Source organism: Cellulomonas sp. P1_C4 (genome assembly GCF_056406355.1).
On sequence record NZ_JBFUAI010000010.1, the window covers coordinates 42,807 to 67,885 of the forward strand.

At 74.0% G+C, this 25,079-nt stretch carries 25 protein-coding genes and 1 riboswitch; of the genes, 24 read left to right on the forward strand and 1 reads right to left on the reverse strand.

The window, feature by feature from the left end:
- Positions 1 to 93 precede the first annotated feature (93 nt).
- From pyrR to AC1DYZ_RS09585, 24 genes are all read left to right on the forward strand, one after another.
- Entirely contained in the window at positions 94 to 684 is a 591-nt protein-coding gene (pyrR, locus tag AC1DYZ_RS09470; RefSeq protein WP_477064955.1) for a bifunctional pyr operon transcriptional regulator/uracil phosphoribosyltransferase PyrR, read from the forward strand.
- Positions 681 to 1,685, forward strand: coding sequence for an aspartate carbamoyltransferase catalytic subunit (locus AC1DYZ_RS09475; RefSeq protein ID WP_477064956.1), 1,005 nt, complete (start codon positions 681 to 683; stop codon positions 1,683 to 1,685). Before pyrR ends, AC1DYZ_RS09475 begins: the two co-directional genes overlap by 4 nt.
- On the forward strand, positions 1,682 to 3,001 hold the full coding sequence (locus tag AC1DYZ_RS09480) for a dihydroorotase (RefSeq protein ID WP_477064957.1): 1,320 nt from the start codon (positions 1,682 to 1,684) through the stop codon (positions 2,999 to 3,001). The genes AC1DYZ_RS09475 and AC1DYZ_RS09480 overlap by 4 nt, the downstream gene beginning before the upstream one ends.
- Complete coding sequence (locus AC1DYZ_RS09485; protein WP_477064958.1) at positions 2,998 to 3,534, forward strand: PH-like domain-containing protein; 537 nt, start codon at positions 2,998 to 3,000, stop codon at positions 3,532 to 3,534. Before AC1DYZ_RS09480 ends, AC1DYZ_RS09485 begins: the two co-directional genes overlap by 4 nt.
- Entirely contained in the window at positions 3,531 to 4,688 is a 1,158-nt protein-coding gene (carA, locus tag AC1DYZ_RS09490; protein WP_477064959.1) for a glutamine-hydrolyzing carbamoyl-phosphate synthase small subunit, read from the forward strand. The genes AC1DYZ_RS09485 and carA overlap by 4 nt, the downstream gene beginning before the upstream one ends.
- Positions 4,688 to 8,026: a carbamoyl-phosphate synthase large subunit gene (gene carB, locus AC1DYZ_RS09495; RefSeq protein ID WP_477064960.1), complete on the forward strand. Its 3,339-nt coding sequence runs from the start codon at positions 4,688 to 4,690 to the stop codon at positions 8,024 to 8,026. The genes carA and carB overlap by 1 nt, the downstream gene beginning before the upstream one ends.
- Positions 8,023 to 8,883 carry an orotidine-5'-phosphate decarboxylase gene (pyrF, locus tag AC1DYZ_RS09500; protein WP_477064961.1) on the forward strand — a complete coding sequence of 287 codons (861 nt, stop codon included), beginning with the start codon at positions 8,023 to 8,025 and terminating at the stop codon, positions 8,881 to 8,883. The genes carB and pyrF overlap by 4 nt, the downstream gene beginning before the upstream one ends.
- Before the next feature lie 144 nt (positions 8,884 to 9,027).
- Complete coding sequence (gene mihF / locus AC1DYZ_RS09505; protein ID WP_370505526.1) at positions 9,028 to 9,339, forward strand: integration host factor, actinobacterial type; 312 nt, start codon at positions 9,028 to 9,030, stop codon at positions 9,337 to 9,339.
- Between the two features lie 43 nt (positions 9,340 to 9,382).
- Positions 9,383 to 9,952 carry a guanylate kinase gene (gmk, locus tag AC1DYZ_RS09510; RefSeq protein WP_477064962.1) on the forward strand — a complete coding sequence of 190 codons (570 nt, stop codon included), beginning with the start codon at positions 9,383 to 9,385 and terminating at the stop codon, positions 9,950 to 9,952.
- A gap of 40 nt (positions 9,953 to 9,992) precedes the next feature.
- Positions 9,993 to 10,256 carry a DNA-directed RNA polymerase subunit omega gene (rpoZ, locus tag AC1DYZ_RS09515; protein WP_028046344.1) on the forward strand — a complete coding sequence of 88 codons (264 nt, stop codon included), beginning with the start codon at positions 9,993 to 9,995 and terminating at the stop codon, positions 10,254 to 10,256.
- Between the two features lie 10 nt (positions 10,257 to 10,266).
- Entirely contained in the window at positions 10,267 to 11,463 is a 1,197-nt protein-coding gene (gene coaBC / locus AC1DYZ_RS09520) for a bifunctional phosphopantothenoylcysteine decarboxylase/phosphopantothenate--cysteine ligase CoaBC (RefSeq protein ID WP_477064963.1), read from the forward strand.
- A 43-nt stretch (positions 11,464 to 11,506) separates the two neighbouring features.
- The gene (metK, locus tag AC1DYZ_RS09525; protein ID WP_477064964.1) at positions 11,507 to 12,709 is read left to right on the forward strand and encodes a methionine adenosyltransferase; all 1,203 of its coding nucleotides are present in this window, start codon (positions 11,507 to 11,509) and stop codon (positions 12,707 to 12,709) included.
- An 85-nt stretch (positions 12,710 to 12,794) separates the two neighbouring features.
- Positions 12,795 to 14,849: a primosomal protein N' family DNA-binding protein gene (locus AC1DYZ_RS09530; protein WP_477065064.1), complete on the forward strand. Its 2,055-nt coding sequence runs from the start codon at positions 12,795 to 12,797 to the stop codon at positions 14,847 to 14,849.
- Between the two features lie 7 nt (positions 14,850 to 14,856).
- Positions 14,857 to 15,468 (forward strand): HAD-IA family hydrolase, encoded by a 612-nt coding sequence (locus AC1DYZ_RS09535; protein WP_477064965.1) that lies wholly within the window; start codon positions 14,857 to 14,859, stop codon positions 15,466 to 15,468.
- Between the two features lie 10 nt (positions 15,469 to 15,478).
- On the forward strand, positions 15,479 to 16,417 hold the full coding sequence (gene fmt, locus AC1DYZ_RS09540) for a methionyl-tRNA formyltransferase (RefSeq protein WP_477064966.1): 939 nt from the start codon (positions 15,479 to 15,481) through the stop codon (positions 16,415 to 16,417).
- The gene (locus AC1DYZ_RS09545) at positions 16,414 to 17,928 is read left to right on the forward strand and encodes an RsmB/NOP family class I SAM-dependent RNA methyltransferase (protein WP_477064967.1); all 1,515 of its coding nucleotides are present in this window, start codon (positions 16,414 to 16,416) and stop codon (positions 17,926 to 17,928) included. Before fmt ends, AC1DYZ_RS09545 begins: the two co-directional genes overlap by 4 nt.
- 18 nt (positions 17,929 to 17,946) lie before the next feature.
- On the forward strand, positions 17,947 to 18,606 hold the full coding sequence (gene rpe, locus AC1DYZ_RS09550) for a ribulose-phosphate 3-epimerase (RefSeq protein WP_477064968.1): 660 nt from the start codon (positions 17,947 to 17,949) through the stop codon (positions 18,604 to 18,606).
- Positions 18,607 to 18,657: 51 nt separating this feature from the next.
- Positions 18,658 to 18,790, forward strand: a riboswitch (FMN riboswitch).
- 77 nt (positions 18,791 to 18,867) lie between these two features.
- On the forward strand, positions 18,868 to 19,929 hold the full coding sequence (gene ribD / locus AC1DYZ_RS09555) for a bifunctional diaminohydroxyphosphoribosylaminopyrimidine deaminase/5-amino-6-(5-phosphoribosylamino)uracil reductase RibD (protein ID WP_477064969.1): 1,062 nt from the start codon (positions 18,868 to 18,870) through the stop codon (positions 19,927 to 19,929).
- Positions 19,929 to 20,540, forward strand: coding sequence for a riboflavin synthase (locus AC1DYZ_RS09560; RefSeq protein ID WP_477064970.1), 612 nt, complete (start codon positions 19,929 to 19,931; stop codon positions 20,538 to 20,540). The genes ribD and AC1DYZ_RS09560 overlap by 1 nt, the downstream gene beginning before the upstream one ends.
- Positions 20,537 to 21,904: a 3,4-dihydroxy-2-butanone-4-phosphate synthase gene (ribB, locus tag AC1DYZ_RS09565; protein ID WP_477064971.1), complete on the forward strand. Its 1,368-nt coding sequence runs from the start codon at positions 20,537 to 20,539 to the stop codon at positions 21,902 to 21,904. Before AC1DYZ_RS09560 ends, ribB begins: the two co-directional genes overlap by 4 nt.
- Positions 21,901 to 22,395 carry a 6,7-dimethyl-8-ribityllumazine synthase gene (ribH, locus tag AC1DYZ_RS09570; RefSeq protein ID WP_456824680.1) on the forward strand — a complete coding sequence of 165 codons (495 nt, stop codon included), beginning with the start codon at positions 21,901 to 21,903 and terminating at the stop codon, positions 22,393 to 22,395. Before ribB ends, ribH begins: the two co-directional genes overlap by 4 nt.
- Positions 22,392 to 22,655 (forward strand): phosphoribosyl-ATP diphosphatase, encoded by a 264-nt coding sequence (locus tag AC1DYZ_RS09575; protein WP_056094875.1) that lies wholly within the window; start codon positions 22,392 to 22,394, stop codon positions 22,653 to 22,655. The genes ribH and AC1DYZ_RS09575 overlap by 4 nt, the downstream gene beginning before the upstream one ends.
- An 11-nt stretch (positions 22,656 to 22,666) precedes the next feature.
- On the forward strand, positions 22,667 to 23,515 hold the full coding sequence (gene hisG, locus AC1DYZ_RS09580; RefSeq protein ID WP_477064972.1) for an ATP phosphoribosyltransferase: 849 nt from the start codon (positions 22,667 to 22,669) through the stop codon (positions 23,513 to 23,515).
- A gap of 11 nt (positions 23,516 to 23,526) precedes the next feature.
- On the forward strand, positions 23,527 to 23,961 hold the full coding sequence (locus AC1DYZ_RS09585) for a PH domain-containing protein (protein ID WP_477064973.1): 435 nt from the start codon (positions 23,527 to 23,529) through the stop codon (positions 23,959 to 23,961).
- Here AC1DYZ_RS09585 and AC1DYZ_RS09590 read toward each other — a convergent pair.
- On the reverse strand, positions 23,958 to 25,064 hold the full coding sequence (locus AC1DYZ_RS09590; RefSeq protein WP_477064974.1) for a DUF3866 family protein: 1,107 nt from the start codon (positions 25,062 to 25,064) through the stop codon (positions 23,958 to 23,960). The two genes, AC1DYZ_RS09585 and AC1DYZ_RS09590, sit on opposite strands and share 4 nt — an antisense overlap.
- Positions 25,065 to 25,079: the final 15 nt, after the last annotated feature.

The window sequence follows — 25,079 nt, forward strand, 5'->3', positions numbered from 1 at the left end:
AGCGTCAGGGGCGCCCGTTCTGCGCGGTAGGGTGGCTGCTCGAGAGACATTCCTTTAAGACCCGTCCCGTGAGGCGGGGAAGGAGTTTGCTTGATGAGCACTGGCACGCCCACGCCCGCCACGGACATCGTCGACGACGACGCGAACGTGGTCCTCGGCGCCCCGGAGATCAGCCGGGCCCTCACGCGCATCGCGCACGAGATCCTCGAACGCAACAAGGGTGGCGCCGACGTCGTCCTGCTGGGCATCCCCACGCGCGGCCTGCCGCTGGCCCGCCGCCTCGCGGACCGCCTCGTCGCGGTCGAGCCGGGCCTGGACCCCGAGCTCCTCGTCGGCAGCCTCGACGTGACGATGTACCGCGACGACCTCGCGCAGCACCCCACCCGGACCATCGGCGCCACGGACATCCCCGGCGGCGGCCTGGACGGCAAGGTCGTCGTGCTGGTGGACGACGTCCTCTACTCGGGCCGGACCATCCGCGCGGCGCTGGACGCCATCAACGACCTCGGTCGCCCGCGGGCGGTCCAGCTCGCGGCGCTGGTGGACCGCGGCCACCGCGAGCTGCCGATCCGTGCCGACTACGTCGGCAAGAACCTGCCCACCTCCACCAGCGAGCGCGTGCGCGTCCTGTTGGAGGAGAGCGACGGGCGCGATGCCGTCCTCATCGAGGGAGGGGCGCGATGAAGCACCTGCTGTCCACGGCCGACCTCGACGTCGTCGACGCGGTCCGCATCCTCGACACGGCCGGCTCCATGGCCGCGACGCAGGCTCGCGAGATCAAGAAGCTCCCCACGCTCCGCGGCCGCACGGTGGTCAACCTCTTCTTCGAGGACTCCACCCGGACCCGCATCTCGTTCGAGACGGCCGCGAAGCGGCTGTCGGCGGACGTCATCAACTTCTCCGCCAAGGGGTCGAGCGTCTCCAAGGGGGAGTCCCTCAAGGACACCGCGCTGACCCTGCAGGCCATGGGCGCCGACGCGGTGGTGATCCGCCACCACGCCTCCGGCGCGCCGCACACGCTGGCGACGGCCGGCTGGACCAACGGCGCCGTGATCAACGCGGGCGACGGGATGCACCAGCACCCGACGCAGGCCCTGCTCGACGCCTACACGCTGCGCCGGCACCTGGTCGGTCCGGGCGACGTCACCGGGCGCGACCTGGCCGGGCTGCGGGTCGCGATCGTCGGCGACGTGCTGCACAGCCGCGTCGCGCGGTCCAACGTGCAGCTGCTGCACACGCTCGGCGCTGAGGTGGTGCTCGTCGCTCCGCCCACGCTGCTGCCCGTCGGGGTCGGCGCCTGGCCGGCGCGCGTGTCGTACCACCTCGACGAGGTGATCGCCGACGAGAAGCCGGACGCGATCATGATGCTGCGCGTCCAGCGGGAGCGGATGTCGAGCGCGGGCGGCGGGTTCTTCCCGAGCCCGCTCGAGTACACCCGCCGCTACGGCCTGGACGCGCGGCGCCTGAGCCACCTGCCGGAGCACGCGATCGTCCTGCACCCCGGCCCGATGAACCGCGGCCTGGAGATCTCGGCGGACGCCGCCGACTCCGCGCGTGCCGTGATCGTCGAGCAGGTGGCGAACGGGGTCGCGGTCCGCATGGCCGTCCTGTACCTGCTGCTCGCGGGCGGCGACGCCCCCGCTCGAGCCATCACCAGTACCGACGAGAAGGGCGCTGACGCGTGACGAGGAACTACCTGCTGCGGGACGTGAGCCCGTTGGGCGACGGCACGACGGACGTCCTGCTGGCCGACGGCATCATCGCGGCGATCGGTGATGACGCCGAGGCGAAGGCCGACAACCCGGTGATCATCGACGGCCGCGGGCTCGTCCTCCTGCCCGGCCTGGTCGACCTGCACACGCACCTGCGCGAGCCCGGCCGCGAGGACGCGGAGACGGTCCGCTCCGGCACCCGCGCCGCGGCGATGGGTGGCTTCACCGCCGTGCACGCGATGGCCAACACGACGCCGACGCAGGACACCGCGGGCGTCGTCGAGCAGGTCTGGCGGCTGGGCCGCGATGCCGGGTGGGCCGACGTTCGTCCGATCGGCGCCGTCACGGTCGGCCTCGAGGGCGAGCGCCTGGCGGAGCTGGGGGCCATGGCCGAGTCCGCGGCTCAGGTGCGGGTGTTCTCCGACGACGGCAAGTGCGTGCACGACCCGGTCGTCATGCGGCGCGCGCTCGAGTACGTCAAGGCGTTCGACGGGGTCATCGCGCAGCACGCGCAGGAGCCGCGGCTCACCGAGGGCGCCCAGATGCACGAGGGCGTCGTCTCCGCGGAGCTGGGCCTGGCCGGGTGGCCCGCGGTCGCCGAGGAGGCGATCATCGCGCGCGACGTGCTGCTGGCCGAGCACGTCGGGTCGCGGCTGCACGTCTGCCACCTGTCGACGGCCGGCTCGGTCGAGATCATCCGGTGGGCCAAGTCGCGGGGCATCGACGTCACCGCCGAGGTCACGCCGCACCACCTCATGCTCACCGACGAGCTGGCACGCGGGTACGACCCGGTGTTCAAGGTCAACCCGCCGTTGCGCACCCAGCGGGACGTCGAGGCTGTCCGCGAGGGCCTGGCCGACGGCACGATCGACATCGTCGCCACGGACCACGCGCCGCACACGCGCGAGGACAAGGACTGCGAGTGGGGGGCCGCCGCGTTCGGCATGACCGGGCTGGAGACCGCCCTGTCCGTCGTGCAGGAGACGATGGTCGACACCGGCCGGATGACCTGGGCCGACGTCGCCCGCGTGCTGTCCACCGCGCCGGCCCGCATCGGCCGGGTCAGCGACCATGGCCGACCGATCGCGGTGGGGGAGCCCGCCAACCTCACGCTGGTCGACCCGGGCATCCGCCGCGTCGTCGTGCCCGAGGAGCAGGCGACGCACAGCGTCAACTCGCCGTTCCGCGGCCGCGAGCTGTCGGGCTGCGTCATCGCGACGTTCCTGCGCGGCCGGGCCACGGTGATGGACGGGTCCGCGTGCGACGAGAGCGTCGTGGTCTCCTCGTGAGCCGCCAGGCGATCTCGACGATCGTCCTCGTCCTGGTCGTGCTGCTGGTCTACCGCGGCATGCGCGCCGGCTGGCAGGCACGTACCCGACGGTCGGCCGCGCTGCTCCCGGCGCTGCCGGTGCCACCCGCCGGGCTGGGGGCGGAGCGGCTCGCCCCGGTTGATGCCGTCTACGTGTCGACCACGCGCGCGGGAGACTGGCTCGACCGGGTCACCGCCTATGGCCTGGGCGTGCGCAGCCCCGCGCAGGTCGGCGTGTTCGACGCCGGCGTGCGGATCACCCGCCAGGGTTCGACCGACCTGTTCGTCCCCGCCGCCGCGGTCCGGTCCGCCGGGTCCGCGCCGGGCATGGCCGGCAAGGTCGTCGGGGGAGAGGGCCTCGTGGTCCTCACCTGGCAGGGCGACCCCGCCGATCCCCGCGGCCTCGACACCGGCCTTCGGCCCAAGCACGCCGCGGACCACGCGCGGCTCATCGACGCGATCACGACGCTGACCACCACGGGCGAGGCGCCCGCGCAGGAGGAGAACTCATGACCGACGCAGTGCTCGTTCTCGAGGACGGCCGGACCTTCACGGGTCGCCCGTACGGCGCCGAAGGCTCCACGCTGGGCGAGATCGTCTTCAACACCGGCATGACGGGCTACCAGGAGACCCTGACCGACCCGTCGTACCACCGGCAGATCGTCGTCATGACGGCCCCGCACATCGGGAACACCGGCGTGAACGACGAGGACGACGAGTCCGCGCAGATCTGGGTGGCCGGCTACGTGGTGCGCGACCCCGCCCGGCGTGCGTCGAACTGGCGCTCCCAGCGGACGCTCGACGACGACCTCGTGGCCCAGGGCATCGTCGGGATCAGCGAGATCGATACCCGCGCCCTGACGCGCCACCTGCGCGAGCGCGGCGTCATGCGCGCCGGCATCTTCTCGGGCGCCGCCCTCCTGGACGGCGACGGCGAGCGCCGGCCCGACGACGAGCTGCTGGACGACGTGCTGGCCGCGCCCGCGATGGCGGGCGCCGACCTGGCCGGCGAGGTGTCCACCGACGAGGCGTACGTGGTCGAGCCGGTGGGGGAGCACATCGCCACCGTCGCGGCGGTGGACCTCGGCATCAAGGCCATGACGCCGCAGCGGCTCGCCGAGCGCGGCGTGCGGGTCCACGTGCTGCCCTCCACCGCGACGATCGACGACGTCCTGGCGACCCAGCCCGACGGCGTCTTCTTCTCCAACGGCCCCGGTGACCCCGCGGCGGCGACGCACGAGATCGACCTGTTGCGCGACGTGCTGGACCGCCGGATCCCGTTCTTCGGCATCTGCTACGGCAACCAGCTGCTCGGCCGCGCGCTCGGCTACGGCACCTACAAGCTGGGCTACGGCCACCGCGGCGTGAACCAGCCGGTGATGGACCGCGCCACGGGCAAGGTCGAGATCACGGCCCACAACCACGGCTTCGCGGTCGACGCCCCGCTGGACGGCGAGTCCGTCGCGCCGCACGACGGCGGCCGCTACGGCCGGGTCGTGGTCAGCCACGTCGACCTCAACGACGACGTGGTCGAGGGCCTGCAGGCGCTCGACCTGCCGGCGTTCTCGGTGCAGTACCACCCGGAGGCGGCGGCAGGCCCGCACGATGCGGCCTACCTGTTCGATCGCTTCGTCGACCTCATGAACGAGAAGAAGGGTGCCGCCTGATGCCCCGGCGCACAGACATCCAGAGCGTCCTCGTCATCGGGTCCGGCCCGATCGTCATCGGCCAGGCGTGCGAGTTCGACTACTCGGGGACGCAGGCGTGCCGCGTGCTCAAGGAGGAGGGCCTGCGGGTCATCCTGGTCAACTCGAACCCGGCGACGATCATGACGGACCCGGAGTTCGCCGACGCCACCTACGTCGAGCCGATCACCACCGAGGTCCTCACCACGATCATCGCCAAGGAGCGCCCGGACGCGATCCTGCCGACGCTGGGCGGCCAGACGGCGCTCAACGCGGCGATCGCGCTGGACGAGGCGGGCGTGCTGGAGAAGTACGGAGTCGAGCTCATCGGCGCCAACATCGCCTCGATCCAGAAGGGCGAGGACCGCGAGCAGTTCAAGGAGGTCGTGGAGGTCTGCGGCGCCGAGAGCGCCCGCTCCGCGATCGTCCACACCATCGACGACGCGCTCGCCGCCGTCGACGACCTCAAGTACCCGGTCGTCGTGCGCCCGTCGTTCACCATGGGCGGTCTCGGCTCGGGCATCGCGTACGACGAGACCGACCTGCGCCGCATCGTCGGCCAGGGCCTGCACTACTCGCCGACCACCGAGGTGCTCCTGGAGGAGTCGATCCTCGGCTGGAAGGAGTACGAGCTCGAGCTCATGCGCGACAAGCACGACAACGTCGTGGTGGTCTGCTCGATCGAGAACGTCGACCCGGTCGGCGTGCACACCGGCGACTCGGTCACGGTCGCCCCGGCGCTCACGCTGACGGACCGCGAGTACCAGCGCCTGCGGGACATCGGCATCGCGGTCATCCGCGAGGTCGGCGTCGACACCGGCGGGTGCAACATCCAGTTCGCCATCGAGCCGTCGACCGGCCGCATCGTCGTCATCGAGATGAACCCGCGCGTGTCGCGGTCGAGCGCCCTGGCCTCGAAGGCGACCGGGTTCCCGATCGCCAAGATCGCGGCCAAGCTCGCGGTCGGCTACACGTTGGACGAGATCCCCAACGACATCACGGGCGGCTCGACGCCGGCGTCGTTCGAGCCCACGCTCGACTACGTCGTCGTCAAGGTCCCGCGCTTCGCGTTCGAGAAGTTCCCGGCGGCCGACGACACGCTGACCACGACCATGAAGTCGGTCGGCGAGGCGATGGCGCTCGGCCGCAACTTCACCGAGGCGCTCGGCAAGGCCATGCGGTCGATCGACAAGAAGGGCTCGGTGTTCCACTGGGCCGGCGACGCCCTGACCGGTGACGCCCTCGACGCGCTCGTCGCGACGATCTCCCGGCCCACCGAGCACCGCCTCGTCGACGTCCAGCAGGTCCTGCGCTTCGGCGTCAGCCTGGAGAAGGTCTACGAGCTCACCGGCATCGACCCGTGGTTCCTCGACCAGATCCAGCTCATCAACGAGGTGGCCGAGCAGACCCGCACGGCCGACGCCCTCACCCGCGACGTGCTGCTGCACGCCAAGCGCCACGGCCTGTCGGACGCCCAGATCGCGACCCTGCGCCGCACGTCGGAGGACGCCGTCCGCGGCGCCCGCCACGCGGTCGGCCTGCGCCCGGTGTTCAAGACCGTCGACACCTGCGCCGCCGAGTTCGCCGCCAGCACGCCGTACCACTACTCGTCCTACGACGAGGAGTCGGAGGTCGCCCCGCGCACCCGCCCGGCGATCCTCATCCTCGGCTCCGGCCCCAACCGCATCGGCCAGGGCATCGAGTTCGACTACTCGTGCGTGCACGCCGCGCTGGCGCTCAAGGGCGAGTACGAGACCGTGATGATCAACTGCAACCCGGAGACCGTCTCGACGGACTACGACACGTCCGACCGGCTGTACTTCGAGCCCCTGACGTTCGAGGACGTGCTCGAGGTCTACACCGCCGAGCTCGCCGCCGGACCGGTCGAGGGCCTCATCGTCACTCTCGGCGGCCAGACGCCGTTGTCGCTGGCGCAGCGCCTGTTCGACGCCGGCCTGCCGATCCTCGGCACCTCGCCGGCCGCGATCGACGCCGCCGAGGACCGCGGGGAGTTCGGCAAGGTGCTCGAGGCCGCCGGCCTGCCCGCACCCGCGTTCGGCACCGCGACGACGCAGGCGGGGGCCCGCGACACGGCCCGCCGCATCGGCTTCCCGGTCCTCGTGCGCCCGAGCTACGTGCTGGGCGGGCGCGGCATGGAGATCGTCTACGACGAGCCGCAGCTCAACGAGTACGTCCAGCGTGCGCTCGACAACGCGGCCGACGGGGGGCGGGCCGGCACGCTGCCGCCGCTGCTCATCGACCGCTTCCTCGACGACGCCATCGAGATCGACGTCGACGCGCTCTTCGACGGCACCGAGCTGTTCCTCGGCGGCGTGATGGAGCACATCGAGGAGGCTGGCATCCACTCCGGCGACTCGGCGTGCACGCTTCCGCCGGTCACGCTCTCGGCCAGCGAGCTCGAGCGCATCCGCCTGTCCACCGAGGCGATCGCGCGGGGCGTCGGGGTGCACGGGCTGCTCAACATCCAGTTCGCGCTGGTCTCCGACGTGCTCTACGTGCTCGAGGCCAACCCGCGGGCGTCGCGCACGGTCCCGTTCGTCTCCAAGGCCACCGGCGTCTCCCTGGCCAAGGCCGCCGCGCTGGTCATGGCAGGCCGTTCGATCGCCGACCTGCGCGACCAGGGCATCCTCCCGGTGGACGACGCGAGCGTGCTCGACCTCGACTCACCGATCGCCGTCAAGGAGGCCGTGCTGCCGTTCAAGCGGTTCCGCACCAAGGAGGGCGTGGTCGTCGACACCGTGCTCGGCCCGGAGATGCGCTCCACGGGCGAGGTCATGGGCTTCGACGTCGACTTCCCGACGGCGTTCGCCAAGTCGCAGGACGCGGCGTTCGGCGGCCTGCCGACCGGCGGGCGGGCGTTCATCTCGGTGGCCGACCGGGACAAGCGCTCGATCATCTTCCCGGTCAAGCGCCTGGCGGAGCTGGGCTTCGAGATCCTGGCGACCGAGGGCACCGCGGCCGTCCTGCACCGCAGCGGCATCGCGTCGACGGTCGTGCGCAAGTACTCCTCGGGTCGCGGCGAGTCGGGGGAGCCGACCATCGTCGACCTCATCACCGACGGCTCCGTCGACATGGTGGTGAACACCCCGTCGGGCCAGGGCGCCCGCGCGGACGGCTACGAGATCCGGGCGGCGACGACCGCGGCCGACAAGGCCATGGTCACCACCGTCCAGCAGCTCGGCGCCGCCGTGCAGGCCATCGAGGCGCGGCTGGCAGGCCCCTTCAAGGTGACCAGCCTGCAGGAGCACGACGCGGCCGCCCTGGTGCGCCGCGAGGCACGCGCGGCGGCCCGCGCGTGATCGCCGCGTTCGGCGCCCGCCTGGCGGCCGCCATGGAGGCCCACGGGCCGCTGTGCGTCGGCATCGACCCCCACACGAGCCTGCTGGAGGCATGGGGGCTGGCCGACGATGCCTCGGGCCTGCGGCGGTTCGCGCTGACCGTGCTCGAGGCGGTCGCCGGGCAGGTCGCGGCCGTCAAGCCGCAGGCCGCGTTCTTCGAGCGGCACGGGTCCGCCGGCGTCGCCGTGCTCGAGGAGGTCGTCGCGGCGGGCCGGGACACCGGCACCCTCGTGATCGTGGACGCCAAGCGGGGCGACATCGGCTCGACCATGGGCGCCTACGCGGACGCCTTCCTGCGGGACGGTTCCCCGCTGGCCGGCGACGCGCTGACCGTCTCGCCGTTCCTCGGCTTCGGATCGCTCGCCCCGGCGCTCGAGGCCGCGTCGGCCTCGGGCCGCGGGCTCTTCGTCCTGGCGCTGACATCCAACCCCGAGGGCGCGAGCGTCCAGCACGCGCGCAGCGCCGACGGGGTCTCGGTGGCGGCGAGCATCGCGCGGGCGGCACAGGCGGCCAACGAGGCGGAGATCGCGTCGTCGGGCGCGGCGCTGGGGTCGKTCGGCCTGGTCGTCGGCGCGACGATCGGCGACGCCGCGCGTCAGGTGGGCGTCGACCTCGCCGCCGTCCGCGGACCCCTGCTCGCCCCGGGGGTCGGCGCCCAGGGCGCCGGCGCGGCCGAGCTGGCCGACGTCTTCGGCGACGCGCGCCGGTCGGTGCTCGCGTCGTCGTCGCGGGGCGTCCTGGCCGCAGGCCCGTCCGTGAGCGCGCTGCGCGCCGCGGCCCGCAAGGGGTCGGACGAGGCTGCCGCGGCGCTCTCCTGAGCTCGCGCACGGCGTGTCGGTGCAGGTCCGGGCGCGTTGGACGCCCGCTCACATTGCCGATGAGGGTGGCGCTCGCTAGTTTCGTTCTCACGATCCCGCGCACTCCACGTGGGTCGCCGGCCCACTGACGAGAAGGTGACGCGCGTGGCACTCCCTCCGCTGACTCCCGAACAACGAGCGGCAGCGCTCCAGAAGGCCGCGGCCGCCCGGCAGGCCCGCGCTGAGGTCAAGAATCGCCTCAAGTACTCGCAGGGCACGCTCTCCGAGGTGATCGCCCAGGGGCAGCAGGACGAGACGATCGGCAAGCTCAAGGTCTTGGCGCTGCTCGAGTCGCTCCCTGGCGTCGGCAAGGTCAAGGCGCGTGCGATCATCTCCGAGATCGGAATCTCCGAGACCCGGCGCGTCCGCGGTCTCGGACCGCACCAGGTGAAGGCCCTCGTCGACCGCTTCGGGTGACAGGCTGCCGGCGCCGCGCATCTCGAGGAGTACCGCACCACCCATGACGACGACGCCTGCCCGGCTGACCGTGCTCGCCGGACCGACAGCCGTCGGCAAGGGGACGGTGTCCGCCGACGTCCGCTCCCGCTACCCGGAGGTCTGGCTCTCGGTGTCCGCGACGACGCGGTCACCGCGGCCGGGCGAGGTGGACGGGGTGCACTACCTGTTCGTCTCGGGCGACGAGTTCGACCGCATGGTCGAGCGCGGCGACCTCCTCGAGTGGGCCGTCGTGCACGGGCGCAACCGGTACGGCACCCCCCGCAAGCCGGTCGAGGAGCGGCTCGCGGCCGGCAAGCCGGCCCTCCTCGAGATCGACCTGCAGGGCGCGAGGCAGGTGCGCGCCTCGATGCCGGACGCGCACTTCGTGTTCCTCGCGCCGCCGTCGTTCACCGAGCTGGAGCGCCGCCTGGTCGGGCGGGGGACCGAGGACGCCGAGGAGCGCGAGCGCCGCCTCTCGACGGCGCGGGTCGAGCTCGCGGCCGAGGCGGAGTTCGACCAGGTCATCGTGAACGACGACGTGCACCGGGCGACCGACGAGCTGGTCCGCGGGATGGGGATCGCGACCAGGTAGGATGGACCCAGTCCCACCCTCTTACGTACGGGAGATCACCGTGTCCGGAACCGTCGCCGCCCCCACCGGCATCACCGACCCGCCCATCGACCGTCTGCTCGAGCGCGCCGACTCCAAGTACGCGCTCGTCCTGTACTCGGCCAAGCGCGCGCGTCAGATCAACGCCTACTACTCGCAGCTCAACGAGGGCCTGCTCGAGTACGTCGGCCCGCTGGTCGACACCCGTCCGCAGGAGAAGCCGCTCTCGATCGCCATGCGCGAGATCGACGCCGGCCTGCTGACGTCCGAGGCCACGGAGGGCTGACCGCCCCACCATGCGCATCGTCCTCGGGGTCGCGGGCGGGATCGCCGCCTACAAGGCTGTGCTGCTGCTCCGGCTGCTGCGTGAGCAGGGCCACGAGGTCCGCGTGGTGCCCACGCGGGCGGCGCTCGAATTCGTCGGCCGTGCCACGTGGGAGGCCCTCTCGGGCCAGCCGGTGACCACCGACGTGTTCGAGGACGTCGACCAGGTGGCGCACGTCGCCGTCGGCAAGCAGGCCGAGCTCGTGATCGTCGCCCCGGCGACGGCGGACCTGCTCGCCCGTGCGGCCGCCGGCCAGGCGGACGACCTGCTGACCGCCACCCTGCTGGTCGCCCGGTGCCCGGTGCTGCTCGCCCCCGCGATGCACACGGAGATGTGGGAGCACCCGGCCACCGTCGCGAACGTGGCGACGCTGCGAGCCCGCGGCACTCACGTGCTCGACCCCGCCGCCGGTCGCCTGACCGGCGCGGACACCGGACCGGGCCGGCTGCCCGAGCCCGAGGACATCGCGGCCGCCGCCCTGGCCCTGCTCGTCGACCGGCCGCGTGACCTGGTCGGCCGGCACGTCGTGGTCTCCGCCGGCGGCACCCGTGAGCCCCTCGACCCGGTTCGCTTCCTCGGCAACAGGTCCTCGGGCCGCCAGGGCGTGGCGCTCGCCCGGGCGGCGCACGCCCGGGGCGCCCGGGTCACGCTGGTCGCCGCGAACATCGACGTCCCCGCCCCGGCTGGGGTCGACGTGGTGCGCGCCGAGACCGGCGCGGAGTTGCGTGACGCCGTCCGGGCCGCCGCGAAGGACGCCGACGTCGTCGTCATGGCGGCCGCGGTCGCCGACTACCGACCGCGCACGAGCGCGGAGTCGAAGATCAAGAAGCAGCACGACGGCGAACCCACGGTGCTGGAGCTGGTCGAGACGGTCGACATCCTGGCCGAGCTCGCCGCCGACCGGCTGCGCGCGGGCCAGGTCGTCGTCGGCTTCGCGGCCGAGACGGGCGACGAGACGGGCAGCGTGCTCGAGCACGGTCGCGCCAAAGCGCTGCGCAAGGGTGCCGACCTCCTCGTGGTGAACGCCGTGGGTGGTGGTCGGGGGTTCGGCAGCGACGCCAACGACGTCACGATCCTCGACGGGACGGGTGCGGTCGTCGCCGAGGCCAGCGGCAGCAAGGACCAGGTCGCCGACGCCGTCTGGGACGCCGTCGTGGCCCGCGGCTGAGATCGAGCACCTGGCGCGGGGCGCGCCCATTACGCTGTCGGCCATGACTCAGCCCGACCTGCGCCTCTTCACGTCCGAGTCCGTGACCGAGGGGCACCCGGACAAGATCTGCGACCAGATCTCCGACGCCATCCTCGACGCGATCCTGGAGCAGGACCCGCAGGCGCGCGTGGCGGTCGAGACGATGGTGACCACGGGCCTGGTGCACGTCGCCGGCGAGGTCACCACCAGCGCGTACGTCGAGATCCCACAGATCGTCCGCCAGGTGGTCAAGGGCATCGGCTACACGTCCTCCGCCATCGGCTTCGACGGCGACTCGTGCGGCATCTCCGTGTCGATCGGGCAGCAGTCGCCCGACATCGCCGCGGGCGTGGACAAGGCAATCGAGGTCCGCGAGGACACGTCGGACCTCGACCCGCTCGACGCGCAGGGCGCCGGCGACCAGGGGCTGATGTTCGGCTACGCCAGCGACGACACCCCCACGCTGCTCCCGCTGCCCATCTGGCTCGCGCACCGGTTGGCCGAGCGCCTGACGCTCGTGCGCAAGGAGGAGGTCGTCCCGGGGCTGCGGCCCGACGGGAAGACCCAGGTCACCATCGGCTACGACGGCGACCGCGCCGTGCGGCTCGACACGGTCGTCCTGTCCACGCAGCACGACCCGGACGTGCAGCTGGAGACCACGCTGCGGCCCGCGATCTCCGAGCTGGTCGTCACGCCGGTCCTCGCACAGCTCGACCTCGACATCTCCGACTACCGCCTGCTGGTCAACCCGACCGGCACCTTCGTCGTCGGCGGTCCCCAGGGCGACGCGGGCCTCACGGGCCGCAAGATCATCGTGGACTCGTACGGCGGCATCGCGCGGCACGGCGGAGGCGCGTTCTCCGGCAAGGACCCGTCGAAGGTGGACCGCTCGGCGGCGTACGCGATGCGCTGGGTGGCCAAGAACATCGTCGCCGCGGGTCTCGCGCGCCGCTGCGAGGTGCAGGTCGCCTACGCCATCGGCAAGGCGAACCCCGTCGGCCTCTACGTCGAGACGTTCGGCACGGAGACCGTGCCGGTCGCCCGGCTGACGGCCGCCATCCGCGAGGTCTTCGACCTGCGCCCGGCCGCGATCGTGCGCGACCTCGACCTGCTGCGCCCGATCTACCGCAAGACCGCCGCCTACGGCCACTTCGGCCGCGAGCTGCCCGAGTTCACCTGGGAGCGCACGGACCGCGTGGCGGACCTGCAGTCCGCGGTGGGCTGAACCGGCTCCTTCCCGCGGGCCGTCACCCGTGGGCGGCGGATGGTGTGATGACCCGGTGGACGTGAGCGGGAGCGGCGAGCAGCTGATGCTCGAGGGCCTGCCGCAGCCCCGGCGCCGGTCCCGCGCCCTGCCCGGCGGTGCGGCCCTGGCCGAGCACCAGCCGGTGGCGCGGGTGTGCGTGGACCTGGTGCCCGCCCACCTCGACCGCGTGTACGAGTACCTGGTGCCCGCGGCGCTGGCGGACACCGCAGTGCCGGGCGCCCGGGTCAAGGTGCGGTTCGGCGCGCAGGGAGACGTCAACGGCTACGTCCTCGACCGCGTGGACGAGGCGGAGCACGACGGTGCGCTCGTGCCCGTGCGCAAGGTCGTGTCCGCGGAGCCAGTCCTCACCCCGCAGGTCGCGCGCCTCGCCCGCGCGGTGGCCGACCGCTGGGCCGGCACGCTCAACGACGTGCTGCGCCTCGCGATCCCCGCGCGGCACGCCCGCGTCGAGGCCGAGGTGCCGACGCCCGCGGACGAGCCGCCGGCTCCGTCGCCGTCGGCCACCGCGTGGGCGCCGTACCGCGGTGGCGCCGCCCTGCTGCAGCACGTGACCGCCGGCGGGGCGCCGCGTGCGGTCTGGTCGGCGCTGCCCGGCGCGGCGGGGGATCGGTGGCCCGACGCGTTCGCCCAGGCCGTCGCGGCGTGCGTGCTGGGTGGCCGGGGCGCTCTGGTCGTCGTCCCCGACGCCCGGGACATCGACCGCGTCCTCACGGCGCTCGAGGACGTCGGGATCCCACGCTGGACCCCTGGCTCGTCCGGCGGAGCCGTCCGCCTGGCGGCCGACGACGGCCCCGCCGCGCGCTACCGGTCGTTCCTCGCTGCGCTGCGCGGGCAGGCATCGGTGGTCGTCGGGACGCGCGCATCGGCGTTCGCCCCCGTCCAGAACCTCGGGCTCGCCGTCGTCTGGGACGACGGCGACCCGCTGCACGCCGAGCCGCGCGCGCCCTACCCGCACGTGCGCKAGGTGCTGGCGCTGCGCTCGGAGCTCGAGGGGTGCGCGCTCCTCGTAGCGGCGCACGGCCGCAGCGTCGAGGCGCAGGCGCTCGTGGAGTCCGGCTGGGCGCGGGAGGTCACGGCGGACCGGGCGACGACGCGCGCCCGGGCCGCMCGGGTGCTCGCGCTCACGTCCGTCGAGCTTGCCCGCGAGGGTCCGGCGGCCGCCGCTCGGCTGCCCGCGCCCGCGTGGAAKACGCTCMGGGACCGGCTCGCGGACGGACCCGTGCTGGTCCAGGTGCCGCGCGCCGGGTACGTGCCCGTCGTCGCCTGCGGCCGCTGCCGCACGGCCGCCCTGTGCGGCGTCTGCCACGGCCCGCTCGGCCTKACCAGCGCCGGCGGGGTCCCGACCTGCGGCTGGTGCGGCCGGCTGGCCACCGACTGGCGCTGCACCGAGTGCGGTGCCGGGGCGTTGCGGTCGGTGCGGGTCGGGTCGGAACGGACGGCCGAGGAGCTCGGTCGCGCCTTCCCGGGCGTCCCCGTCCGGGTGTCCGGCGCGCGCGCCTCCGCCGGCGTGCTGGCGACGGTCCCAGACGTGCCGGCCGTCGTCGTCTCGACGCCGGGCGCCGAGCCGGTGGCACCGGGTGGCTACGCGGCGGCCCTCCTGCTCGACGCCGCGGTGAGCACCGCCGGGGTGTCGCTGCGCACCGGCGAGGACGCCCTGCGTCGCTGGCTGGCTGCCGCGGCCCTCGTGCGCCCCTCGTCCGAGGGCGGGGTCGTCGTGCTGGTCGGCGACGCCGAGGAGCGCGCGACGCAGGCGCTCGTGCGGTGGGACCCGGCCGGGTACGCCTCCCGGGAGGTCGGCGAGCGGGTCGAGCTCGCGCTCCCGCCGTCGGTCCGCATGGCGGCCGTCACCGGGCCGCGGGACGCCGTCGACACCCTGCTGGCGCGGCTCGACCTGGCGGACGCCGAGGTCCTCGGTCCGGTCCCCGTCGGGGAGGCCGAGGCCGGCGCGCTCGAACCGGACGTGCGGGCGATCGTGCGCGTGCCCCGGTCCCGGGGCGCCGCACTCGCGAAGGCCGTCGCGGCGTCGCTGGCGGTGCGCAGCGCCCGTCGCGAGGGCGGATCGGTCCGCGTGGTGCTGGACCCGGCGGAGCTGGGGTGAGCGCCCGATGATCGACGCCGTGGTGTTCGACCTCGGCAACGTGCTGGTGGGTTGGGACCCGTACCGGCCGTTCGTCGGTCGGCTGCCGGCACGCGAGGTCGAGGCCTTCTTCACGGACCTCGACTTCATGGCCTTCAACCACCACCAGGACGCGGGCCGCTCCTGGGCCGACGCCCGCCAGGAGTTGGCGGCCAGCGCCCCCGAGCACCTGCCCGCGCTGGACCTGTACGTCGCGCACTTCGCGGACACGCTGGTCGGACCCGTGCCCGGCTCGGAGCGGCTGGTGCGGGACCTGGCGGCGCTCGGGGTCCGGCTGCTCGGCCTGACCAACTGGTCGGCCGAGACGTTCCACCTGGCGGAGCCGGCGGCACCGGCGATCGGGCTCCTCGAGGACGTGCTGGTCTCGGGTGAGGTCGGGGTGGCGAAGCCCGACCCGCGGGTGTTCGGGCTGCTGACGCAGCGCTACGGCCTGGACCCCCGGCGGACGGTGTTCACCGACGACTCCGCCACCAACGTCGCCGCGGCGGCCGCGGCAGGGTTCGACGCGCTGCTGTTCACGTCGGCGGACGCCCTGCGCTCGGACCTCGCCGCGCGCGGGCTCGCGCTGCCGCGCACCTAGGATCGACGCCATGCGACTGCTCTTCGCCGGAACTCCCGCGGCCGCGGTGCCGTCGCTCGAGGCGCTCCTCGCCTCCCGTCACGAGGTGGTGGCCGTGCTCACCCGGCCCGACGCGCGGTCCGGCCGGGGCCGCTCGTCGGCGCCCAGCGAGGTCAAGGCGCGGGCGCTGGAGGCCGGCCTCGAGGTGCTCACCCCGCAGCGACCGCGCGACGAGGACTTCCAGGCCAGGCTGGCGGAGCTAGCCGTCGACGCGGCACCGGTCGTGGCCTACGGCGCGCTGATCCCGCCCGCCCTGCTCGACGTGCCGGTGCACGGCTGGGTGAACCTGCACTTCTCGGTCCTGCCCGCCTGGCGCGGAGCCGCGCCCGTGCAGCACGCGATCATCGCCGGCGACGAGGTCACGGGCGCATCGACGTTCCGGCTCGAGGCCGGCCTGGACACCGGCCCCGTCTTCGGGTTCCTCACGGAGACGATCCGCCCGCGCGACACCTCGGGTGACCTGCTCGGGCGCCTCGCCGTGGCCGGCGCCGGCCTGCTCGTGCAGACACTCGACGCGCTGGAGGACGGCATCCTCAGCCCCGTCGACCAGACCACCGACGGCGTCAGCCTCGCGCCGAAGATCGAGGTCGACGACGCTCGGGTGCGCTGGTCGCACCCGGCGCACGCCGTCGACCGGCGGATCCGCGGCTGCACCCCGGCGCCCGGCGCGTGGACGACGCTGCCGGACGGCTCCCGGCTGGGCCTGGCGCCCGTCCTGCTCGTCCCGGACGTGGCGGACCTCGCACCGGGGCAGCTGCTCGTCGGCAAGAAGGAGGTGCTCGTCGGGACCGGCGGGCACGCGGTGCGGCTGACCGAGGTGACCCCGCAGGGCAAGCGCTCGATGTCGGCGGCCGACTGGGCGCGCGGCGCCCGGCTCGACGCKGACATCGTGCTTGGGGGTGCCGCATGAGCCCCGTCGACGACCGGCGCGACCCGCAKGGTCGCCAGCGCGGAGCGGCCAGGTCGCAGGGCCGGACGCAGCGGTCCGCCGCGACTCCGTCGCAGCGCCGCCGGGGCAGCGACCCGGCCCGCACGGCCGCGTACGACGTCCTGCGCGCGGTCGCGGGCACGGACTCGTACGCCAACCTCGTGCTCCCGCCGCTGCTCCGGGAGCGCCGGATCACCGGACGCGACGCCGCGTTCGCGACCGAGCTGGCATACGGCACGCTCCGCCTGCAGGGCCGGTACGACGCGATCATCGCGCAGGCGTCCTCCCGCGCCGTCGACACCATCGATGCGCCCGCGCTCGACGTGCTGCGGCTCGGCGTCCACCAGCTGCTGGGCATGCGCGTGCCCGCCCACGCGGCGGTCTCGGAGACCGTCGGGCTGGCCCGCGAGCAGCTGGGCACCGGACCCTCGCAGTTCGTCAACGCCGTCCTGCGCGCGGTCGGACGCGAGACGCCCGAGGCCTGGGAGCAGCGGATCGCCGACGCCGCCGGCGACGACGAGCTCGCCCGGCTCGCGGTCGTCGAGAGCCACCCGGTGTGGGTCGTCCGCGCACTGCGCGAGGCCTTGGTGGGCAACGGTCGCTCCGCCGACGAGGTCGGCGCGCTGCTGGCGGCCGACAACGTCGCGCCCCGCGTGACGATCGTCGCGCGGCCGGGCCTCGCGGGGACCGACGAGGTCGTCGACGACGCCGGCGACGGCGTGGGCACGGTCGGCGCCCTCGCACCGACCGCGGTCGTCCTGTCCGGCGGCGACCCGGCGGCCCTGACCAGCGTCCGCGACGGTCGCGCCGGGGTGCAGGACGAGGGCAGCCAGCTGGTCGCGCTCGCGCTGACCGAGGCGCCGCTGGACGGCCCGGACGAGCGCTGGCTCGACCTGTGCGCCGGCCCCGGGGGCAAGGCGGCGCTGCTCGCAGCCGTCGCCGGCGAGCGCGGCGCGCGGATCGTCGCCAACGAGGTGCAGCCGCACCGCACCCGCCTGGTGGAGCAGGCGCTGCGCGCGGTGCCCGCGGACGCGGTCGAGGACGTGCGCACCGGCGACGGGCGCACGGTCGGCACCGACGAGCCGGGCTCGTACGACCGCGTGATGGTCGACGCCCCGTGCACCGGTCTGGGCGCACTCCGTCGGCGTCCGGAGGCGCGCTGGCGCCGGTCGCCCGCCGATCTCGCCGGCCTGAGCGCGCTGCAGCGCGACCTGCTGATCTCGGCGCTGCGGGCGGTGCGCCCCGGCGGCGTCGTCGCCTACGTCACGTGCTCGCCGCACCTCGTCGAGACGCAGCTCGTCGTCAAGGACGCTCTGCGTGCCGCGGGCCGGGCCGGGATCGCGGTCGAGCCGATCGACGCGCGCGCGGTGGTGCGCGGGATCGCGCCGGGGGGAGCCGTCGAGCTGGACGACGCGCGGACGGACGTGCAGCTGTGGCCGCACGTGCACGGCACGGACGCCATGCACCTGACGCTCCTCCGCCGGACGAGCTGAGCCCTCTACGCTGGCCGGGTGCCTGCGCTGATCAACCCGAGCATCCTGTCCGCCGACTTCGCCAACCTCGAGCGTGACCTCCAGGCGATCTCGACCGCGGACTTCGTGCACGTCGACGTCATGGACAACCACTTCGTGCCCAACCTCACCCTGGGCCTGCCCGTGGTGACGCGGATCGCCGAGGTCTCGCCKGTCCCGCTCGACGTGCACCTCATGATCGAGGACGCCGACCGGTGGGCGCCCGAGTACGYCGCGGCCGGCGCGGCCTCCGTGACGTTCCACGTCGAGGCGACGCAGGCACCCGTGCGGCTGGCCCGCCAGCTGCGGTCGCGCGGCGTGCGCGCCGGGATCGCGCTGCGGCCGGCCTCGCCGATCGAGCCGCTGCTCGACCTCCTGCCCGAGTTCGACATGGTGCTGGTGATGACGGTCGAGCCCGGCTTCGGCGGCCAGTCGTTCATCGAGGGGATGCTGCCGAAGATCCGGCGCGCCCGGGCCGTCCTGGACGCGACCGGCGGCGACACGTGGCTGCAGGTGGACGGGGGAGTCGCGCGCGACACCATCGGCCGGATCGCCGCCGCGGGCGCGAACGCGTTCGTCGCGGGGTCGGCCGTCTACGGCGCTCCCGACATCGCGGCCGAGATCGCCGCCCTCCGGAGCCTGGCGGACGCGGACGCCTGACCGGCGGGAATGTCCCGTGTGGCATGATCGTTGGCGCAGTACGAACACACACACGTGCTCCGGGGTCGGTGTAATTCCGAGCCGGCGGTGACAGTCCGCGACCCGCACGGTCCGCAAGGATCGGGCGGTTGACCTGGTGGAACTCCAGGACCGACGGTGAAAGTCCGGATGGGAGGATCACGTGGCGGCGCCCTGTGCGCCGTGGTTGCGGGATCACTCCTGCCGCCCTCACCCCGGAGCGATCGCGCCCGGAGGTGACACATGGCCAGCACCGAGACCGGTGTGCGCGCACCCTCCGAGACCGACGCGATGCGGCGTGCGCTCGAGATCGCGCGGCGCGGACCCGCGAACGGCCCCAACCCCCGCGTCGGCGCCGTGCTGCTGAGCCCGTCCGGCGAGCTCCTCGGCGAGGGCTGGCACCGCGGGGCGGGCACGCCGCACGCCGAGGTCGCGGCGCTGACGGACGCCGCCGAGCGCGGGATGTCGACGCGCGGGGCGACCGCCGTCGTCACCCTCGAACCGTGCAACCACACCGGCCGCACGGGCCCGTGCTCCGTGGCCCTGCTCGAGGCCGGGGTCGCGCGCGTGGTCGTGTCCGTGCCCGACCCCAACCCCGTCGCCGCCGGGGGAGCCGAACGTCTGCGTGCCGCGGGCGTCGAGGTCGAGACCGGGCTGCTGGCCGACGAGGGGCGGGCCCTCCTGGGCGCCTGGCTGCCCTCGGTCGAGCGCGGTCGTCCGTTCGTCACCCTGAAGATCGCCACCTCGCTGGACGGGCGCATCGCCGCCGCGGACGGCTCGAGCCGGTGGATCACGTCGGAGGTCTCGCGGCACCACGCCCACGACCTGCGCGCCGAGGTCGACGCCATCGCGGTCGGCACCGGCACCGCCCTGGCCGACGACCCGTCGTTGACGGCGCGCAACGCGGCCGGGGAGCTGCACGGAGACCAGCCGCTGCGGGTCGTCGTCGGGCAGCGCGACATCCCGTCGGACGCCCGCCTGCGCGGCCCGGGCGGCGAGCTGGTCCACGTCCGGACGCACGACCCCGCCGAGGTGCTGGCGCTGCTCACCGCGCGTGAGGTCCGGCACCTGCTCGTCGAGGGCGGGCCCACGCTCGCCGCGGCGTTCCTGCGGGCCGGGCTCGTCGACGAGGTGCACGCCTACGTCGCGCCCGTCCTGCTCGGCGCCGGCCCGTCCGCCATGGCCGACCTCGGCGTCACCAGCATCGGCGACGCCGTCCGCCTGACCACCCGATCCGTCATCCCGCTCGGCCCCGACGTCCTTGTCGTCGCGAGCATCGACACACACCGCACGGAGGAGCACTGATGTTCACCGGAATCGTCGAGGAGATCGGCACCGTCGAGGCCATCGAGCATGGCCCAGATGGGTCCGACGCCCGCCTGCGGGTCCGCGGCCCGCTCGTCGTGTCCGACGCCCACCTGGGTGACTCGATCAGCGTCTCCGGCGTCTGTCTCACGGTGACGGAGCTCCCGGGCGACGGCACGTTCTTCGCGGACGTCATGCCCGAGACGCTGCGCCGCAGCGCGCTGGAGGACGTCGGCGTGTCCAGCCCGGTCAACCTCGAGCGCGCGCTGCCGGTCGGCGGCCGGTACGGCGGCCACGTCGTGCAGGGGCACGTCGACGGCGTCGGCACCATCCTGAGCCGGTCGCCCGGGCCACGCTGGGACGACATCGAGATCGGCCTCGCGCCGGAGCTTGCCCGGTACGTCGCCGAGAAGGGCTCGATCGCCGTCTCGGGCATCTCGCTCACGGTCACCCACGTCACCGACGAGTCGTTCGGTGTCTCGCTCATCCCCACCACGCTCGAGGCGACGACCCTCGGCACGCTCGCGCCCGGCGCGCGGGTCAACCTGGAGGTCGACGTGCTGGCCAAGTACACCGAGCGGCTGCTGTCGTCGGCGGGGGTGCTGCGATGACCGCCCCGACCGGCGTGCGGACCGGCACGGTCGAGCAGGCGCTCGAGGCGCTGCGCGCGGGGCGCCCGGTGCTCGTCGCCGACTCGCCCGACCGCGAGAACGAGGCCGACGTCATCCTCGCCGCCCAGTCGGCGACGCCCGAGTGGATCGCGTGGACCATCCGGCACTCGTCGGGCTACCTGTGCGCGCCCATGCCGGCGTCGCGGGCGGACGCGCTCGACCTGCCGCTGATGGTGCCGCACAGCCAGGACCCGCGGCGCACCGCGTACACGGTGACCGTCGACGCGGCGACCGGCGTGACCACCGGCATCTCGGCGTCGGACCGTGCGCGCACCCTGCACGTGCTCGCCGACCCGGCGTCGGGCCGCGAGGACCTCATCCGCCCCGGCCACGTGCTCCCGCTGCGGGCCGTGCCCGGTGGCGTGCTGCACCGTGCGGGCCACACCGAGGCCGCAGTCGACCTGTGCCGGCTCGCCGGCCTCGAGCCGGTCGGCGCCATCGCCGAGCTGGTGAATGACGACGGCACGATGACCCGGCTCGACGTGGCGTCGCAGCTGGCGGAGGCCGAGGGCCTGGTCCTGCTGACGATCGAGGACATCGTCGCGTGGCGCACGCAGCACGGTGACGACGTCACCGCCGAGGCGGCCGTCGCGGCCCCGCCCAAGGACCGGGTGCACGCGACCCACACGGCGTACCTGCCGACGAAGCACGGCGACTTCCGCATCCACGGCTACCGCGACCTGCGCACGGGCGCCGAGCACGTGGCCCTCGTGCCGACCGCCGGGCTGGCCGAGGCGCCGGTGGTCCGCGTGCACTCCGAGTGCCTCACCGGCGACGCCTTCGGCTCCGCCCGGTGCGACTGCGGGCCCCAGCTGGACGCCGCGCTCGAGCTCGCCGCCGCTCAGGGCGGTGCCGTCATCTACCTGCGGGGGCACGAGGGTCGAGGGATCGGCCTGCTCGCCAAGGTGGCGGCCTACGCGCTGCAGGACGAGGGTCGGGACACGGTCGAGGCCAACCTCGACCTTGGCTGGCCCGCCGACCGGCGCGAGTACGGCGCCGCGGCGGCGATCCTCACCGACCTCGGCGTGCAGCGGGTGAGCCTGCTCACCAACAACCCGGCGAAGGTGGCCGGTCTGCGAGCCCACGGGATCGACGTCGAGGAGATCCGCAGCCTCGAGGTGGGCCGCACGCCGCAGAACGAGGCCTATCTGCGCACCAAGGCGACGTCGATGGGGCACCTGCTCCACCTGCCGCCCGGCACGGAGCGGGAGCCCATCGCGGTCTCGCCCGTGCACGCCACGCCGGCGACGCCCGGCGCGGACCACGACGACCACGCGTTCGAGAACCTGGAGGACCTGGCATGAGCGGTGCTGGAGCACCCACCCTGACCGTCGACGGAACCGGCCTGAAGGTCGTCGTCATCGCGGCGAGCTGGCACACCGTCGTCATGGACGGCCTGCTCGCGGGCGCGCAGCGGGCTCTGGAGGCCGCGCACGTCGAGGACGTCACGATCGTCCGCGTGCCGGGCACGTTCGAGCTCCCGGTCGCGGCGCAGGTCGCCGCCGCCGGCGGCGCGGACGCCGTCGTCGCTCTCGGCGTCGTCATCCGGGGCGGTACGCCCCACTTCGAGTACGTCTGCCAGGGCGCGACCCTTGGCCTCACGGACGTCGGGATCCGCACGGGTGTCCCCGTCGGGTTCGGCGTGCTCACCTGCGACAACGAGGAGCAGGCGCTCGACCGCGCCGGGCTCGAGGGCTCGCACGAGGACAAGGGCGCCGAGGCTGCGGAGGCCGCCGTCGCCACCGTGGTCGCCCTGCGCGCGCTTCGTCCCGTGCCGTCTAGAGTGCCCGCGTGAAGACCTTCGACACCCTGTTCGCCGAGCTCTCGGAGAAGGCCGCCACCCGCCCCGCGGGCTCCGGCACGGTCGCGGAGCTGGACACCGGCGTGCACGGCATCGGCAAGAAGGTCGTCGAGGAGGCCGCCGAGGTCTGGATGGCGGCCGAGCACGAGTCGGACGAGCGCACGGCCGAGGAGATCTCGCAGCTGCTCTACCACCTGCAGGTGCTGATGATCGCGCGCGGCCTGACGCTCGCCGACGTCTACACCCACCTCTGAGGAGAACGACCGTGCTGAGGATCGCCGTCCCGAACAAGGGCTCCCTGTCCGAGCCCGCCGTCGAGATGCTCAAGGAGGCCGGGTACCGCCAGCGTCGCGACTCCCGCGAGCTCGTGCTGCCCGACCCGGACAACGACGTCGAGTTCTTCTTCCTGCGCCCGCGCGACATCGCCGTGTACGTGGGGGCGGGCACGGTCGACGTCGGCATCACCGGCCGCGACCTGATGCTCGACTCGGAGTCCGAGGCCGTGGAGCACCTGCCCCTCGGGTTCGCGCGCTCGACGTTCCGGTTCGCCGGCACGGCGGGGGAGTGGAGCGACGTCGCGCAGGTGGGCGGTCGCCGGGTCGCGACGTCATACCCCGTGCTGGTCGGGTCGTACCTGAAGTCCCTCGGCATCCACCCGTCGGGCGTCGTGCGCCTGGACGGTGCGGTCGAGTCGGCGATCAAGCTCGGCGTCGCCGACGTGATCGCGGACGTCGTCGAGACGGGCACCACGCTGCGCGCGGCCGGGCTGGAGATCTTCGCCGACCCGATCCTGCGCTCCGAGGCCGTGCTGGTGCGCCGTTCCGACGGCGCCGAGCCCGCCGGCCTCGACGTGCTGACGCGGCGGCTGCAGGGCGTGCTCACGGCCCGCGAGTACGTGCTCATGGACTACGACGTGCCGCTGGACCTGGTGGATCGGGCCGTCGCGATCACGCCCGGCCTCGAGTCGCCGACGGTGTCGCCGCTGCACAACCGCGACTGGGCTGCCGTGCGGGCGATGGTCCGTCGCGACCAGACCAACCGGGTGATGGACTCCCTGTACGACATCGGTGCGCGCGCGATCCTCGTGACGTCGATCCACGCGTGCCGACTCTGAGCGGTTCAGCCGTGGACGACCTCACGGCACCGTTCCGGCCGCGGTTCGCCCGCGTCGTCACCCTGGTCATGGCGGTCGTCGTGATCGCCCTCACCATCGCGATCATGCTGGCGCTGCCGATCCTCACGGCCGGCGACCGGCTCGGGTTCGCGATCGTCGGGGGCCTCATCGCCTGGTTCCTGTGGCGCCAGGCGTCGGTGGTCGCCCGCGTCGACGACGACGGCCTCACCGTCCGGAACCTCGTCTTCACGCGTCGCCTCGAGTGGGCCGAGATCGTGTCCGTGCGGTTCGGGTCCGGGCGGCCCTGGGTGCAGCTCGACCTGTCCGACGGCGACACGCTCGCGGTCATGGCCATCCAGCGGGCAGACGGACCGTTCGCCGACTCCGAGGCCCGCCGCCTGGCGACGCTCGTCGCGATGCACACGACGACGCAGCGGGACGACTAGAGACCGGCGGCGTGCACTCCCGCGGCGGCCGCGGCGAGGAATGCCGCGGGGTCCTGGTCCAGGCCGCGGCCCATGGTCGAGAGCCGGACCGGGGTGTCCGCGAGCGCCGCGAGCAGCTCGTCCCCGGCGGCCACCTCGACCAGCCGGTGCCGGGCGCCGAGCGTCGCCGCCTGCTCGCGGACCCGCCGTCCGAGGTCGCCGTCGAGGACCGGCACGACGACGTCGGCGGGCGCGAGAGCCACGCGGCCGTAGGCCGTGAGCGAATGGTGCGACACCCCGAGGTGCCGCTCCCGCGCGTCCGCGCCGGACACGCGCAGCGACGCGACCGGTCGCCCACCGAGCACCGCGGTCGCGTTGACCGCCTCGCCCGCCGCGACCCCGGAGAAACCCCATCGCGTCCCCGTGCCGAGGTTGCCGGGACCCTGGGCGACGACGACGAGGTCGGCGCCGACGACGTGCCTCGCGGCGAGCATGCCCGTGTGCACGGTGACCGCCTCGAGGTCGCCGCCGAACGCCTGACCGGTGGTGACGCAGGCCTCGATCCATCCCGCGGACCGCAGTCCCGCGATCGTGCGGGAGAACCAGGCTGGCAGCGCCCCTCCGTCGGTCATCACGTAGGCGACCCGCGGCGGCGTGCGGCCCGCCCGCGAGGCGGCGAACCGTGCGCCGGCCACGATCGCCGGCAGGGCCGAGTGCAGGTCGGCGACCACCACGGGCAGGCCGCGGAGGTCGTCGGCCTCGCGCAGGAGCTCGTGGTGGGGTGACTCCTGGTCGTCGACCCCCAGGACCATGGCCTGCAGGGGCGTGTAACGGGCCTTGACCAGGTGACCCGGCCCGTCGGGCGGGTCGACCGGCGGGCGGTCCGGCAGGGCGATGACCAGCGCGTAGCCCCCGGTGCCCAGCCCGCGGGCCAGCGCCGAGACGTTGAGCAGCACGCGGTCACCGATCTCGGGGCTGCCGACGAGGGCGGGGAACGCCAGGGCGCGGACCGTGTCGCCGGCCGTCGCGGTGCCCACGGGAGCCTCGAGCTCGACCGTGACCTCGGCCGCACCCGGCCACGTGGACCCGAGCGACACCACGACACCCGCACGCCACGTGATCACACGCCCACGCTACCG